Raw genomic sequence first — 14,153 nt, 5'->3', positions numbered from 1 at the left:
CCTCCACCGACGCGCCCTCGGGGCCCGGCCGGTGACCACCTCGGTCACCGGCCGGGCCCCGTCAAGGCGACAGCCCCTCGGCCTCGCGCAGGGCGCTGGGGCTGCTGCCGGACCACCTCCTGACCGCGCGGCGCAGGGCGCGGGCGTCGGCGTAGCCGGTGCGGGCGGCGATCGCCTCGGTGCTCAACTCCGTGCCCCGCAGCAGCTCCAGGGCCCGGGTGCGGCGGACGGCCTGCAGCTCCTCCCGCCAGGTGCTCCCGTGCTCGTCCAGGCGGCGCTGGAGGGTGCGCGGGCCGATCGCCAGCCGCTGCGCCACCGCGGTGAGGGTCGGCCCGCCCTCCCGCTCCGCCGCCGCGAGGGCGATCCGGAACAGGTCCAGCCAGCTGTGCAGCGGGACGGCGGTGGCGACGCTCTGCTCCGCGTGCGCCCGCAGGACGGCCGAAAGCCCCGGCTGGGCAAGGGGGTTGGCGGCCCTGAGGTCGGCGGCGGCGAAGGTGACGGAGGAGATCGGGGCGTCGAACTCGACCGGCGCCCCGCCGTAGAGCTCGCGCAGCGCGCGGTGCCGCCGGGGAGCACGGGCCGCCAACGCCACCCGGACGGGGACCAGGTCCTGCCGGGTGGCCTCGGAGAGCCGCCGGCGGAACAGCCCCATCGCGAACGCGCGGATCGCGGCGGCGGTCTCGTCGGTCAGGTCCGCCTCGTTGGCGTGGCTGACGACGACCTCCCCGTCCTCCTCGGCGATCCGGACCTCCTCCGTCCCGGCGTCGGCGATGGCGGCCAGGTGCGCGGAGGCGTCCCGCAGGCCGTCGAGCGGGGTGGCCGCGGAGGTCAGCAGGTAGTCCCAGACGCCGAAGGCCCCGAGCGAGGACTGCCGCGTCATCGCCAGGGCCACCTCGGTCCAGTGGACCTGAGTGACCATCAGCTGCCAGATCCGGATGTTGGTGGCGGCCGGCGTCCGGTAGCGGTCGTCGGTGAGGTGCTCCGGCGCCATGCCGAGCAGGCGGCCGTACTGCTCCCGCTCCACGCCCAGCAGTTCGGCGCAGCCGGCGTTCACCCGGGTGAACGCCGAGGGGGTGGTCCCTTCGTGCGGCTGTGACGGCGGCTGTGACGGCATGGGAGCCGAGCATAGCCAGCCGGTGCCTGTCGCACAGGGTCCGGTGCCTGACGCCTTCGGTCCTCGGTTCCACCGCCGCGATCATCTAGCGTCGGGACGGGAGGCCCCCCAGCCGCCCGCCATGAGAGGCCCTCCTCCCGGCCCCGACCCCCACCGGGCCCGGAGGGAGGGCCCTTCTCGTCCTGCCTCGGCTACCCCCGGTCGTGTTCGGCGCGGGCCCGGAGGACCTCGGGCATGTGCTGGTCGGCCCAGGCCTTGAGGGTGTGGAGGACGGGGAGCAGGGTCTCGCCGAGCGGGGTGAGCGCGTAGTCGACCCGGGCCGGGACGGTGGGGGTGACGGCGCGGGTCAGCAGGCCGTCGCGTTCGAGGTGGCGGAGGGTCTGGGTGAGCATCTTCTCGCTGATCCCGGCCAGTCGGGCCCGGAGTTCGGAGTAGCGCAGCGGTCCGTCCGCGAGGGCGTTGACGGTCAGGCTGACCCACTTGTCGCCGATCCGCTCCAGCAGGTGGCGGGCCGGGCAGTCGGCCAAGTAGGCGTCGTAGCGGGCCCGTTCGGCGGCGCGGCGCTGGGCGGCGGTCATGGTGGGCACTGGCTCTCCTCCCGGTGCGGTACGCACCTCGGGGTGCGTCCTTACCGGGGGAGCGTAACGGCCCGTAGCGTCGGCGGCAGTTGGCGATCAGTCCGTGGAGGGGAGCAGTGATGCGTGCCGTCGTCGTCCGTACTTTCGGAGGTCCCGAGCAGGTGGGCGTGGAGGAGGTGGAGCCGCCCGAGCCCGGGGCGGGGCAGGTGCGGATCCGGGTGGAGGCCGCCGCCGTGAACCCGGTGGACGCGGTGACCAGGGCCGGAGTCCTGACCGGGGCCGGGCTGGTGGCGGAGCGGGAGGTGACCGGCATCGGCTGGGACGTCGCGGGTGTGGTGGAGCAACTGGGCGAGGGCGTGGCGGGGTTCGGGCTCGGCGACCGGGTGATCGGGTTGCGGGACCGGCTGGACGTCCCGCTCGGCACCCACGCCGAGCAGGTGGTGCTGGACGCGACGGCCGTGGCCGCGGCACCGGACGGGGTGCCGGTGGTCGAGGCGGCGGCCCTGCCGCTCAACGGTCTGACGGCCGATCAGGCCCTCGACCTGCTCGGCCTGCCGGCCGGGGCGACGCTGCTGGTCACCGGTGCGGCGGGCGGGGTGGGCGGGCTCGCCGTCCAACTGGCCGCGCTGCGCGGGCTGCGGGTGGTGGCTCAGGGCGGGGAGGCGGACCGGGAGGCGCTGCTCGGGCTGGGAGCGGAGTGGTTCGTGCCCCGGGGCGGTGGCGAACTCGCCGAGCAGGTACGGGCCTTGGTGCCCGGCGGGGTGGACGGGGCCTTGGACGCCGCACTGCTCGGGGTGGAGGCCCTCGGGGCGGTCCGCAACCGGGGTGCCTTCGTCGCGCTCTCGGCCGGCCGCGCCCCGGTCGCCCTGCGCGGCATCCGGGTCGCCCAGGTCTGGGTGGCCGCCGACGGCGAGGCCTTGGCCCGGCTGAGCACCCTGGCCGCCGACGGCCGCCTCGTCCTGCGGGTCGGTGCCGTCCTCCCGCTCGGCGAGGCCGCCCGGGCCCATGAGCTGTTGGCCCGCCCGGGCCGGCGGGGTGCCGTGGTGTTGGTGCGATGACTCCTCGCCGGGCGCGGGCGGGACGACAATCGGGCTCACCGCACGGCCGGCCAAGGCCGCGCGGACGGGGGCTCGGGGGAGTCGGCATGCCGTCCGGGCAGCGCCGCCAGCGCATTCGACGTGCCCGTGCGGTCACGTACGCGCGGCTCAGGGCTCGCGGCGGGTGAGCTCCTCGGCCAGGGAGCGCTGGAAGGCCGTCACCAGGGCCTGGACGACCATGGGTTGGATCCGTTCGGTCAGGCCCTTCATCCGCTCCAGGTCCTCCTCGCTCGGCTCGCTCTCCCGGTACGGGCGCCAGACCGTGTCGCGGAACAGGCGGTGCAGGTCGTGCGCGGTGGCCTGGCTGTGCAGGCGGACCACGGCGCGTGCCGCCAGCAGGGTCTCCAGCGGGATGGGGACGTCCAGGACGCGGACGCCGAGCGGGAGCATGCCGGGCTCGATCTTGAAGAGCTCCGGGTCCTCGGTGCGGTGCACCGCGCCCATCGCGGCGAGCCGGTCGACGTCCTCCTCGGAGAGCTCCCGGCCGACCCGGCGTCCCAGCTGCTCGCGGGTCGCCTCCTCGGCCACCTCGGGGGTCCAGGAGGCGACCAGACCGCGGTGGAACGCCAGGTCCAGGGAGCTGATGTCCTCCGGGAGTTGGGACAGGTAGCGCTCGATCGCGGCCAGTGTCAGGCCCTGCCGCTGGAGCTCCTCGATCAGCTCCAGCCGGCCCAGGTGCTCGGCCCCGTACCACCCCACCCGGCGCGGTCCCAGCTCCGGCGGGGGCAGCAGCCCCTTGGTGCTGTAGAAGCGCAGCGTCCGCACCGTCACCCCGGCCCGCGCCGCCAACTCGTCGACGGTCATCTGCGACGGCGCCGGCGCTGCCATGGTGGGCCTCCTGCTCGGATCGGGACGCGGCAGTACCGCTGTGACAGCAGCAGTGTCCCATCCGGGGCGGGCCGGTGCCGAGAAGCGGGGTTCAGCTTTCGGCGTGCGGGGTGATCAGGCCGGTCTCGTAGGCGAGGACGACGGCCTGGACGCGGTCGCGCAGGCCGAGCTTGGTGAGGATGCGGCCGACGTGGGTCTTCACGGTGGTGGGGCTGAGGACCAGGCGGTCGGCGAGCTCGGCGTTGCTGAGGCCGGTGGCGAGCAGGCGCAGGACCTCGAGTTCACGGGGCGTCAGGTCGGCGAGGGAGCGGTGCCGGACGGGCGCGGGGGCGGGGCCGGGCGGCTCGGGGCGGGCGAAGCGTTCGACCAGGCGGCGGGTGATGGCGGGGGCCAGCAGGGCGTCGCCGGTGCGCACCAGGCGGACGGCGGCGACCAGGTGCTCGGGGGTGACGTCCTTGAGCAGGAAGCCGCTGGCGCCGAGGGTGAGCGCCGAGTAGACGTAGTGGTCGAGGTCGTAGGTGGTGAGGATGAGCACCTTGGGGCCGCCGGCCTGTCCGGCGATCCGGCGGGTGGCCTCGATGCCGTCCATCACGGGCATCCGGACGTCCATCAGGACCACGTCCGGCCGGGTGCGCAGGACGGCCGACACCGCCTCGGCCCCGTCGGCGGCCTCGGCCACCACCTCGATGCCGTCGGCGGCCAGGATCATGCCGAAGCCGGTCCGCACCAGCGCCTGGTCGTCCGCCAGGACGACCCGCAGCGGGGCCGCGCTCATCCGGTCCGCCAGGGCAGCCGCGCCGTGATCCGGTAGCCGCCGGCCAGGGTCGGCCCGGCGGTCAGTTCGCCGCCGCAGACGGCGAGCCGCTCCCGCAGGCCGATCAGACCGCGCCCGCCGCCGGTGCTGACGGGCACGCGGGCCCCGGCGGGGCCGGTGTCGGTGGCCTCGATCGCCAGCCACTCCCCGGAGGTCTCCAGGGTGATCCTGGCCCGGGCCCCCGGGGCGTGCTTCAGGGTGTTGGTCAGGGCCTCCTGCACCACCCGGTACACCGTCAGCTCCACGATCGGCGCCAGCGGTTCGGCGGGCAGCGCCACGCTGGTCTCCACCGGGAGCCCGGCCGCCACCACCCGCTCCACCAGCGCGTCGAGCTGCCCCAGCCCGGGCTGCGGCTCCAGGCCTTCGGCCCGTTCGTGCTCGGGGGCGGCCAACAGGCCCATCACCTGCCGGAGTTCGGCCAGCGCCGCCCGTCCGCCGGACTCCACCGCGAGCAGCGCCTCGCGGGCCTGCTCGGGCGCGGTGCCCAGCACGGTGCGGGCCGCGCCCGCTTGGATCACCATCACGCTGACATTGTGGGTCACCACGTCGTGCAGCTCGGCCGCGATCCGGGCGCGCTCCTCGGCGACCGCCCGCCGGGTCTCCTCCCGCTGGGCCAGCCGCAGCTCCTCCAGCCGTTCCCGCCCGGCCGCCAGCCGCCGCTGCCAGAACCGCACCAGGGAGGCCGAGACCCCCGCCGCCAGCAGTACCACCGCCGGGCTCGACCACCCCGGCAGCACCGGTCGCGCGTCCCGCAGCACCACCCCCGCCACCACCGCCCCGGCCAGCAGCGCCGCGACGGCCGGAACCCGGTGGCGGCTGTGCCGGACGGCGCCGTAGGCGGCCAGCACGCAGCAGAGCACGTTGATCCAGGAGGCCCGGTCGCCGAGGGCCAGCAGGGCGGCCAGCACCAGGGCGAAGACCGCCAACGGCCACCGCCGACGGAGCGCCAGCGGCAGCGCGGAGAGCGGCACCAGCAGCCAGAGCGCGGCGGCTGACGGCCCGTCGGGCCCCGCCGTCTCCGGCACGGCGCCCAGGGGGAGGTCCGGCGGGGCCGGGACGGTGAAGACCTGCTGCGGGCCGATCCGGATCGGCCCGTCGCCCGGGTACCGCACCGCGACCACCAGGGCCGTGACGGTCAGCGCCACCGCGAGCAGCACGTCGGCCCACCGGGCCCGGCGCGACGGCGGGGCCGGCGGCCGGCCTTCCGCCCGCAGCGCCTCCCGCACCTGGTGACGCCATCCGCGTCGTTCCCGCTCCCGCACCGGGTCATTGTGCGGGCCGGGTGGCCCCGGGCGCGTCCACCCTGACGACGACCCCGCCCTCCGCGAGGCGTACGCCGCGGGAAGGACCCGCGGCCGGGATCGTCCGCGGGGAGGGCCGGAGGTCGGCGCGACGGCCGACGCGCCGCCCGCACCCCCGGGCCTAGGTTCACCCCGTTCCCCGAACCGAGACCCCTCACCGGAGGACCACCGTGTCCCATGTGATCGAACTGGCCGGCGTCGTCCGGCGCCACGGCACCACCACCGCGCTCGGCCCGCTCGACCTCACCGTCGCCGAGGGCGAGGCCCTGGCCGTGACCGGGCCCTCCGGCAGCGGCAAGTCCACCCTGCTCAACCTGGTGGCCGGGCTGGACCGCCCGACCGACGGCAGCGTCACCGTCGCCGGGACCAGGCTGGACGGGCTCGGCGAGCACGCCCTGGCCCGCTTCCGCCGGGAGCGGATCGGCATGGTCTTCCAGTTCTTCAACCTGCTGGACGACCTCACCGTGGCCGACAACATCCTGCTCCCGGCCCAGCTGCGCGGCGCCGGACGGCGCACCGCCGCCGCCCGTGCCGAGGAGCTGATGGAGCAGCTCGGCATCGCCCGGCACGCCCGGGCCCACCCCGGACAGCTCTCCGGAGGCGAACGCCAACGTGTCGCGGTGGCCCGGGCCTTGGTGAACCGCCCGGCCCTGCTGCTGGCGGACGAGCCGACCGGAGCCCTGGACAGCGCCGCCGGGGAGCAGGTGCGCGAGCTGCTCACCGAGCTGCACCGCGGCGGCCAGACGGTGGTGCTGGTCACCCACGACCTGGAGCTCGCCCGGGCCTGCGCCACCCGCACGGTGGTGCTGATCGACGGTCAACTCGCCCAGGACGGTCAACTCGCGCGGCACTCCCGGACGGAGGCCGGCCGATGAGGATCCGCTTCGCCGGGGCCCTCGGCCCCGTGGTGCGCGCCGGGGTGGCCCGACGGAGGGTGCAGAGCCTGGTGGTGGCGCTGGCCGCGCTGTTCGCGGTCGCCTCCTCCGTGGTGGCCGGGGCGCTGCTGGTCGCCGTCGACGCCCCGTTCGACCGCGCCTTCGCCCGCGGGCACGGGGCCCACCTGACCGTCCAGCTGGACCCGGCCAAGGCGGACCGGGCCCAACTCGAAGCCGCCGCACGGGCCGTGGGCGTCACCGAGACCGCCGGCCCGTACCGGGCGCTGGGCCTCCAGCTGACCGACCCCGAGGGCCGCCGCCTGCCGGCCCTCAGCACCGTGGGCCGCGCGGACCCCGGCGGCGCCGTCGACCGGCTCGAACTCGGCAGCGGCCGCTGGGCCACCGCGCCCGGAGAACTGGTGCTCTCCCGCGCCTTCGCCGGGCCCGGCTTCCCGCTCGGGACGGTGCTGCGCGCCGCGCAGCTCCCGGGATCTCCGGAGTTCACCGTGGTCGGCCTGGCCACCTCGGCCGGCCGCAGCGCCGACGCCTGGGTGACGCCCGGTCAGCTCGACGCCCTGGCCACTCCGGAGCAGCCCGCCACCACCCAGCTGCTCCACCGGCTCGCCGACCCCGACGGCGCGGCCCGCCTCGACGCGGCCCGGCGGACGTACGCCGGCGCGCTGCCCGCCGGCGCGGTGCTGGGATCCGTCTCCTGGCTGGACACCAAGCGGGCCGCGGACCAGGGCGCCGCGCCGACCGTCCCGTTCCTGCTCACCTTCGGCGCGCTCGGCCTGGCCATGGCGGTGATCACCGTGGCCGGAGCGGTGAGCGGCGCGGTCGGCACCGGGCTGCGCCGGATCGGCATCCTCAAGGCGGTCGGCTTCACCCCCGCCGAGGTGGTCCGCGCCTACCTGGCCCAGGCCCTGGTCCCGGCCGGCGCGGGCATCCTGCTCGGCGTGCCGCTCGGCAACCTGCTGGCCCTGCCGCTGCTCGCCGACACCGAGGAGGCGTACGGTGCGGTCCCGCTCGGCGTGGCCTGGTGGGTGGACGTGCTCGTCCCGGCCACCGCCCTGGCGGTGGTCGCCCTGGCCGCCCTGCTGCCCGCCCTGCGGGCCGGACGGCTGCGCACCGTCGAGGCCGTCGCGGCGGGCCGCACCCCGCGGGCCGGCCGCGGCCGCCGGGCCCACCGGCTGGCCGTCCGGCTCCCGCTGCCCCGGGCCGTGACGTACGGACTGGCGCTGCCCTTCGCCCACCCGGTCCGGGCCCTGGCCATGCTGCTCGCGGTCGCCTTCGGCACCCTGACGGCGGTCTTCGCGGTCGGCCTGACGGGCTCCCTCGGCGCGGTCGGCGCCGCCCAGGACCCGGGCGGCCGGGCCGGGGTGACCGTCTTCACCGGCGGCGGCTCCGGCGGGCCCGGCGTCCCGGCCCCCGGCCAGGCCGAACGGCCCGCCGCCGACCCGGCCCGGCTGCGCGCCGCGATCGAGGCCGAGCCCGGCACCGCGGGGTACTACGGCCGGACCTGGGCCGAGATCAGCGTGCCCGGGGTGTCCGGCGTCTCCCGGGCGGTGCTGTACGAAGGGGACTCCCGGCGCGGCGCGCTGGAGCTGATCGACGGTCACTGGCTGGACGGCCCCGGCCAGGTGGTCGCCCCCAGCGGCTTCCTGGCCCGCACCGGCCACCGGATCGGCGACACCGTCCGGGTGGTCCACCGTGGCACCACCAGGGAGCTGCGGATCGTCGGCGAGGGCTTCGAGACGGCGGACGAGGGCATGCACCTGCACGCCCTGCTGGCCGACTTCCCCGCCGCCGGCCCCGGCTCCTACCTGGTCGCCCTGACCGACGGGACGGACCCGGCCGCGTACGCCGCCCGGCTCGGCGCCGTGGTCGGCCCGCTGGGCGGTGAGGCGGTCGCGACGGCGCCGGACGGGCGGGAGGGGTTGGCCCTGGTGCTGACCACGATGGCGGCGCTGCTCACCCTGCTGCTGGTCGGGGTGGCCGGGCTCGGGGTGCTCAACTCGGTGCTGCTGGACACCCGGGAGCGGGTCCGGGACCTGGGCATCGCCAAGGCCGTCGGCATGACTCCGCGTCAGACCGTGGCCCTGGTGCTCTCCTCGGTCACCCTGATCGGGCTGCTCGGCACCGCGCTCGGGCTCCCGGCCGGAGTCCTGCTGCACGAGGTGGTCGTCCCCGCCATGGGCCACGCCGCGGGCGTCGAACTCCCGAGGTCCGTGCTGGCCGGCCCGGGCCCGGGGCAGCTCGCCCTGCTGGCCCCGGCCGGGCTGCTGATCGCCCTGCTGGGCGCCCTCCTCCCGGCCACCTGGGCGGCCCGCACCACCACCGCCACGGCCCTGCGGACCGAGTGACCCCGGGCCCGGGGTCGTCCGCCCGCTCCGGTACGCTCGCGCAGCCGTTCGACCGCGGGTGGTGGCGGCGGGACCAGGGGGAGCGAAGCAGTGGACACGTCGTCATGTGACTGGCCGGGCAGCCCGCGTGACGGTGCGACGGAGGAGCCGAACCCCTACGCCGCGCCGGCCTACCCGCCGCCGCCCGGGCCGCCCGGGCAGTTCGAGCGGCCCCGGCGGCGGTTCGGTCCGGGCGCCTGGGCCGCCCTGGTGGTGGCGGTCGCCCTGGTGGCCGTCACCACGGTGGTGGTGGCGACCAAGGGCTCGGAGGCCGTCCGGGAGGTCGGACAGCGGGTCCGCGACGCCGAGAAGCCGTGGGAGCCCGGGGAGTGCTTCCGGGGCGGGAACGACGAGTTGTCGCGCGCCGAGGAGGTGCCCTGCACCGAGCCGCACCGGATGGAGGTGTTCACCGCCTACGACCTGGCCGACCAGGCGTACCCGGGGAGCGAGGAGCTGCGCACCATGGTCCTGGGGCGGTGCCGGCGCGGCCAGTACGGGTACGTGCTCGACCGCATGGCGATCCCGCGCGGGACCAGGATCGGCGCGCTGATGCCGAGCGAGACCCAGTGGAAGCTCGGCGGACGGGGAATGGTCTGCCACTTCACCCACCCGCATCCGCGGCGGGGCTCGATCACCAAGGGCACGGCCGGCTACTCGCCCGAGCAGTACGGCTACCTGGCGGCCGAGCACCCCGTCGACGAGGCGCTGTCCCAGTGGCCGGAGCAGGATCCGTCCCAAGCCCCGCTCCAGTACCGGGAGTTCGCCGCCGACCTGGCCAAGGCGCTGCGGGTGGAGTCGGGCCTGCTGGACGGCGTCCGCTGGAGCGAGGGGCCGAAGCAGCGGCTGGACGCGCTCAAGGCGGAGCTGGAGGCCCAGGCCCGGCAGGCCGACCTGGTGGCGCGGACCGAATCCGTCCAACTGCTCGCCGAGGTCGACAAGTTGCGCGTCCACGGCCAGGCCGACCTGCGCTTCCGCTCGGCCCTGGACCTGCCGGTCGTCCCGCAGGACGCTCCCGACGAGGCCTGACCGGGCCCTTGCCGCGGCCCGGTCGAGCCCCCGGGCCCGATCAGGCGGAGAGCAGCTCCGGGTGGTGGCGCTCCGTCACCTCGGGGTGGGCCCGGGCGTAGCCCTTCAACTCGTTCCGCCCGAACTCGGCGAAGAGCGGGTTGGCCGGGTCGTCGGTGGCGCCCGGGGCGTGGTGCGCGCTCGGGAAGTCGAGCGGCTCGACGTGGGCGTCGAGGCGGGGGTTGTAGAAGAACGGGACGGAGAAGCGCTCGCGGGCCCCGGGCGGGCTGACCACGCGGTGGCGGGTGGCCTTGAGGTAGCCGTCGGTGGCGACTTCGAGGAGCTCGCCGAGGTTCACCACGAAGGCGCCGGGCACCGGCGGGACGGCGAGGAAGGTGTCGTCGGGGAGCAGCACCTCCAGCCCGCCGACGGTGTCCTGGAGGAGCAGGGTGATGAACCCGTAGTCCTTGTGCGCCCCGACGCCCTGGCCCGCCCCGTCGGGAGCGGTGCCGGGGTAGCGGACCAGCTTGAGCCGCAGGTGGGGGTGGCCGGCGAAGGCGTAGTCGTAGAAGTCGGGGCGGGCGCCGATCGAGGCGAGCAGCTCGTGCAGCAGCTTGGCGGCGACCGCGCCCAGGCGGTCGATCCAGTTGAGCGCGGCGGGCCGCAGCGCGGGCAGCGCGGGCGGCCACTGGTTCGGACCCTCCAGCCACCAGTACGGCTGGTCCTCGGGGCCGGGCACGTGCGGGGGCAGCTCGGCGCCGATGTCGAGCTGGTCACGCCAGTCCTGGCTGCCGCCGGTGCGCTCGGTGCCGGTGCGGGTGTAGCCGCGGTAGTGCGGGGAGTTGAGGTTGCTGACGGCCAGTCGGTCCGCCTCGGGCAGGGCGAAGAAGGCGTGCATGGCGTCGGTCAGCTCGGTGGTCTCCTCCGGCGTCACGCCGTGGCCGATGAGCTGGAAGAAGCCGACCTCGGTGGCGGCCGCGCGCAGCGCGTCGTGCAGCAGGGCGCGGTCCTCGGCGGAGCCGTCGGCGAGGGAGAGGTCGATGACCGGGAGACCGGTGAGGTGCGCTGTCATGTGCCGCCGTCCGTGGTGAGTGCCGCTGCTACCGGACCACAGCACCAGATTAGTGCGCGTTTGTTCCGCTCAGGGGGTTGACCTGTCCGGAATGCGGAGGAGACTTGTGGGTACACCCCGGGAACACCGGACGGGTCGCCCCGCCGGCCGAGACGTCGGCCCCCCGCGCGATCAGGTCCAAGCCCCCCGGTCAGGCCCCCGGCAACTCCCTCCGGGCGCGGCTCCGCGAGCGACGGCCACGGATCCGGCAGACGGACGGAAGTACCGGGGACTGCGCTGTCCGGAGCCGTGCCGTCAGGAGTGGGGGAACGGGCACTTCGCGGGGGCGTCGGTCTCGAAGGTGCCCAGCTCGCTCAGCCGGTAGCCGTTCGGGTAGCCCCGCACCTGCCGCCCGTCCCGGGCGAAGTGCGGCGTGCGGCGGGCGGGCAGCAGTTGGACGAAGCGGCCGCGCAGCCGCATCCCGGCGCGGACGGCGGCGCGCAGGGCGGCCGGCGGGGCGGGGTAGCCGAAGGCCTCCCGCAGCGGGTCGTCGAGCAGGCAGAGCGCGGAGAGCCGCATCTGGCCGCCGAGCGGGCGCGGGTACCAGCTCTCGGTGAGGTCCAGGGTGGCGTCCGAGACGGCCCGGCCGCCGGGGTCGAAGGCGAAGTGCGCGCGCTCGTACCCGTCGAGCAGGGTCTCGAACTCCCGGTAGGTCTCCGGGACGCCGCGCAGTCCCATGTGGCGGCCGAGCTCGCGGTAGTAGTTGACCGAGGCGCGGACCTCGTGCGAGGAGAAGCGGCGCCAGCCGTAGTCGTCCATCCAGCGCTTGGGGACCACCACGAAGGTGGCGAGCACGTAGACGAAGTCCTCGTCGGAGATCGCGTAGCGGCGGTGCATCCCGTTCATCCGCCGGATCGCCTCGCGGCCCTGCGGGGAGTCGAAGCCGTGCTCGACCACCGCCTCCAGGATCAGCACGGTGTCGTCGTAGCGCTTCTGCGCCCGCCCGGTGAACTCCCCGGTCTCGGCGAGCAGCCGGCCGATGCTGGGGACCGCGTACGTGCGGTAGAGGGCGAAGCCGAGCGCCTGGTTGGTGTCCCAGGGGAACTCGTACTGGCTCATGATCCGGTAGATCTCGGTGTACTGGGTCTCCGGGTCGAGCCGGCGGATCCGCCGCAGCCACTCGTAGCGGTTCATCGGGGGGATCCTTCCGGTGCGGACGGCTGGCTGCCGAGACCCTAGGGCGGCGGCAACCGGCCGGTCAACACCGTGATCCGCACCGTGGTCTGACGGGTGGTCAGCGCGGCTCGCCCGGGTAGGTGCCGAAGGACCAGAGGTTGCCCTCCGGATCGCGGACGGTGAAGTCGCGGGAGCCGTCCTTGCCGTAGTCGACGTCGCGCGGGGCGGTGACCACCTCGGCGCCCGCCCGGACGGCGCGGTCGAAGAGGGCGTCCGGGTCGCCGGTGACCACCACGTAGGCGCCGAAGGTGCCCGGGCGCAGCGGCCACGGGTCGTCCTCGCCGCCCCGGACGGAGCCGAGCATGACGCCGCCGCCGGCCGGCCAGGACAGCTGGGCGTGGTGGACGGTGTCGCCGTCGGCGTAGACGGCGGTCTCCTCGAAGCCGAAGGCCTCCACCAGGAAGCGGATCAGGGCCGGGGCGTCGGCCGCGCGCAGGCTGGGCCAGACCTGGGGCGGGGGCGGTTGGGTCATCGGGCTCTCCTCGGTTCCGCGCTCGGTGCGCTGCCTGGGACGAGCGTAGGGCGGGGCGTCCCGCGGGGGCCGGATGTTCGATTGCCGAGTCCGGCCCCCGCGTGACGGTCCGTCAGGAGTGCTTCGGCTCGGCGTCGGGCGCGAAGCTGGCGTAGTACGCGGCGGCCATGTCCTGGTCGCCGTGGCCCTGGGCGGCGGCCCGCTCGAAGCGCTCGGCCGAGGCGGCGGCCACGTCCAGGCGGACGCCGTTGCGGGCGCCGGCCTCGACGATCAGGCGGGCGTCCTTGGCGGCGGTGGTGACGGCGAAGGCGGCCGGGCTGAGGCCGTCGCCGAGGATCAGGGCGGACTTGGCGTGCAGGTAGCCCATGTCCAGCGGGCCGCCGGCGATCAGGTCGAGGAAGTGCTGCGGGTCCACGCCGAGGGCGTGCGAGAGGGCCAGGGCCTCGCCGGCCGCGTTGGTGGCGGCCAGCACCCAGCTGTTGGCGACCAGCTTGAGGCGGGTGGCGGCGCCGCTCGCGCCGTCGTCGCCGGTCCGGACGGTGAGGGCGCCGACCGCGTCCCAGACCGGCACCAGCTCGGCCCAGTGCTCGGCGGGCCCGGCGGCCAGCACGGTGAGCTTCCCGGCCTCGGCGGGTGCGCGGGTGCCGAGCACGGGGGAGTCGAAGAACACCAGGCCGTGCGCGGCGGCCAGTTCGGCCAGCGCGGTGACGTCCTCCAGGCCGACGGTGGTGGACTGCATCCAGAGCGCCCCGGGGCGCAGGCCGGAGGCGGCCCGGCCCATCGCGTCCAGGACGGCCGCGCCGTCGTGGAGCATGGTCAGCACCACGTCGGCGCCCTCGACGGCCTCGGCCGCCGTACCGGCGATCCGGACCCCGTCGGCGGCCAGCGGTTCGGCCTTGGCGCGGGTGCGGTTCCAGGCGGTGACGGCGTGCCCGGCACGGGCCAGGTTGCGGGCCAACGCCGCCCCCATGATCCCCGTGCCGAGCACACCGATGGCGAGCCGGTCCGACATGACGTTCCCCTCTCGGTCGTGGTTCCCCGTTGGTGAGCATACGACTGACGGCTCGTCATGACCGGGCGGGGGCGGCGGAGGCCTCAGGGGCCGGTGGCGATCTGGCCGAGGTCGGTCCAGCCGCCCTGTCCGGGGCCGCCGGCGTACAGCGCGGCCCGGGTCGCGCCGTCGGTGACCAGGCGGTCGGCATGGGTGTCGCCGTCGAAGTCGGCGAACTCCACCTGCTGCTGAGGGGCCGTCACCCCGGTGGCGATCCGGCCGAGGTCGTGCCAGCCGCCGTGGCCGTCGCCGCCTCGGTTGAGGTGGGCGGTGACGGCGCCGTCGTTGGTGAGGGTGAGGTAGTCGGTGCGGCCGTCGCCGTCGAGGTC

Annotated in this window: 14 protein-coding genes; 4 read left to right on the top strand and 10 right to left on the bottom strand. The window is 75.9% G+C overall.

Annotation, left to right across the window (positions count from 1 at the left end):
• Positions 1–61 precede the first annotated feature (61 nt).
• Both ACWEPF_RS05120 and ACWEPF_RS05115 read right to left on the bottom strand, forming a co-directional pair.
• Entirely contained in the window at positions 62–1,114 is a 1,053-nt protein-coding gene (locus ACWEPF_RS05120; protein WP_452171480.1) for an AraC family transcriptional regulator ligand-binding domain-containing protein, read from the bottom strand.
• Between the two features lie 191 nt (positions 1,115–1,305).
• Complete coding sequence (locus ACWEPF_RS05115; protein ID WP_345286620.1) at positions 1,306–1,701, bottom strand: winged helix-turn-helix transcriptional regulator; 396 nt, start codon at positions 1,699–1,701, stop codon at positions 1,306–1,308.
• Positions 1,702–1,811: 110 nt separating this feature from the next.
• On the opposite strand from ACWEPF_RS05115, the gene ACWEPF_RS05110 reads away from it, so the two are divergent.
• The gene (locus tag ACWEPF_RS05110; RefSeq protein ID WP_452171479.1) at positions 1,812–2,750 is read left to right on the top strand and encodes an NADP-dependent oxidoreductase; all 939 of its coding nucleotides are present in this window, start codon (positions 1,812–1,814) and stop codon (positions 2,748–2,750) included.
• A 147-nt stretch (positions 2,751–2,897) separates the two neighbouring features.
• Here ACWEPF_RS05110 and ACWEPF_RS05105 read toward each other — a convergent pair whose 3' ends face one another.
• The 3 genes from ACWEPF_RS05105 to ACWEPF_RS05095 all read right to left on the bottom strand — a co-directional run bounded on the left by ACWEPF_RS05105 (position 2,898) and on the right by ACWEPF_RS05095 (position 5,693).
• Entirely contained in the window at positions 2,898–3,617 is a 720-nt protein-coding gene (locus ACWEPF_RS05105) for a MerR family transcriptional regulator (RefSeq protein WP_345286624.1), read from the bottom strand.
• Between the two features lie 91 nt (positions 3,618–3,708).
• Positions 3,709–4,392 (bottom strand): response regulator, encoded by a 684-nt coding sequence (locus ACWEPF_RS05100; RefSeq protein WP_452171478.1) that lies wholly within the window; start codon positions 4,390–4,392, stop codon positions 3,709–3,711.
• The gene (locus ACWEPF_RS05095; protein WP_452171477.1) at positions 4,389–5,693 is read right to left on the bottom strand and encodes a sensor histidine kinase; all 1,305 of its coding nucleotides are present in this window, start codon (positions 5,691–5,693) and stop codon (positions 4,389–4,391) included. Before ACWEPF_RS05095 ends, ACWEPF_RS05100 begins: the two co-directional genes overlap by 4 nt.
• Positions 5,694–5,902: 209 nt before the next feature.
• On the opposite strand from ACWEPF_RS05095, the gene ACWEPF_RS05090 reads away from it, so the two are divergent.
• From ACWEPF_RS05090 to ACWEPF_RS05080, 3 genes are all read left to right on the top strand, one after another.
• Positions 5,903–6,607: an ABC transporter ATP-binding protein gene (locus tag ACWEPF_RS05090; RefSeq protein ID WP_345286630.1), complete on the top strand. Its 705-nt coding sequence runs from the start codon at positions 5,903–5,905 to the stop codon at positions 6,605–6,607.
• Positions 6,604–8,970: an FtsX-like permease family protein gene (locus tag ACWEPF_RS05085; RefSeq protein ID WP_452171476.1), complete on the top strand. Its 2,367-nt coding sequence runs from the start codon at positions 6,604–6,606 to the stop codon at positions 8,968–8,970. The genes ACWEPF_RS05090 and ACWEPF_RS05085 overlap by 4 nt, the downstream gene beginning before the upstream one ends.
• A gap of 90 nt (positions 8,971–9,060) precedes the next feature.
• Positions 9,061–10,035 carry a septum formation family protein gene (locus ACWEPF_RS05080; protein ID WP_452171475.1) on the top strand — a complete coding sequence of 325 codons (975 nt, stop codon included), beginning with the start codon at positions 9,061–9,063 and terminating at the stop codon, positions 10,033–10,035.
• A 40-nt stretch (positions 10,036–10,075) separates the two neighbouring features.
• On the opposite strand, the gene ACWEPF_RS05075 is transcribed toward ACWEPF_RS05080, so the two are convergent.
• The 5 genes from ACWEPF_RS05075 to ACWEPF_RS05055 all read right to left on the bottom strand — a co-directional run.
• Positions 10,076–11,086, bottom strand: a complete 1,011-nt coding sequence (locus tag ACWEPF_RS05075) for an isopenicillin N synthase family dioxygenase (protein ID WP_452171474.1) — start codon at positions 11,084–11,086, stop codon at positions 10,076–10,078.
• Between the two features lie 294 nt (positions 11,087–11,380).
• The gene (locus ACWEPF_RS05070; RefSeq protein WP_452171473.1) at positions 11,381–12,259 is read right to left on the bottom strand and encodes an oxygenase MpaB family protein; all 879 of its coding nucleotides are present in this window, start codon (positions 12,257–12,259) and stop codon (positions 11,381–11,383) included.
• A gap of 100 nt (positions 12,260–12,359) precedes the next feature.
• Entirely contained in the window at positions 12,360–12,773 is a 414-nt protein-coding gene (locus tag ACWEPF_RS05065; protein ID WP_452171472.1) for a VOC family protein, read from the bottom strand.
• 112 nt (positions 12,774–12,885) lie between these two features.
• On the bottom strand, positions 12,886–13,785 hold the full coding sequence (locus tag ACWEPF_RS05060; protein ID WP_452171471.1) for an NAD(P)-dependent oxidoreductase: 900 nt from the start codon (positions 13,783–13,785) through the stop codon (positions 12,886–12,888).
• 83 nt (positions 13,786–13,868) lie between these two features.
• Positions 13,869–14,153, bottom strand: a 285-nt coding sequence (locus ACWEPF_RS05055) for an FG-GAP repeat domain-containing protein (protein WP_452171470.1), incomplete at its 5' end; no start/stop codon positions are given.

This window comes from Kitasatospora sp. NPDC004289, from assembly GCF_053602875.1.
The sequence above is the reverse complement of the archived record's forward strand: the minus strand, read 5'-3'. Positions and strand labels throughout refer to the sequence as shown.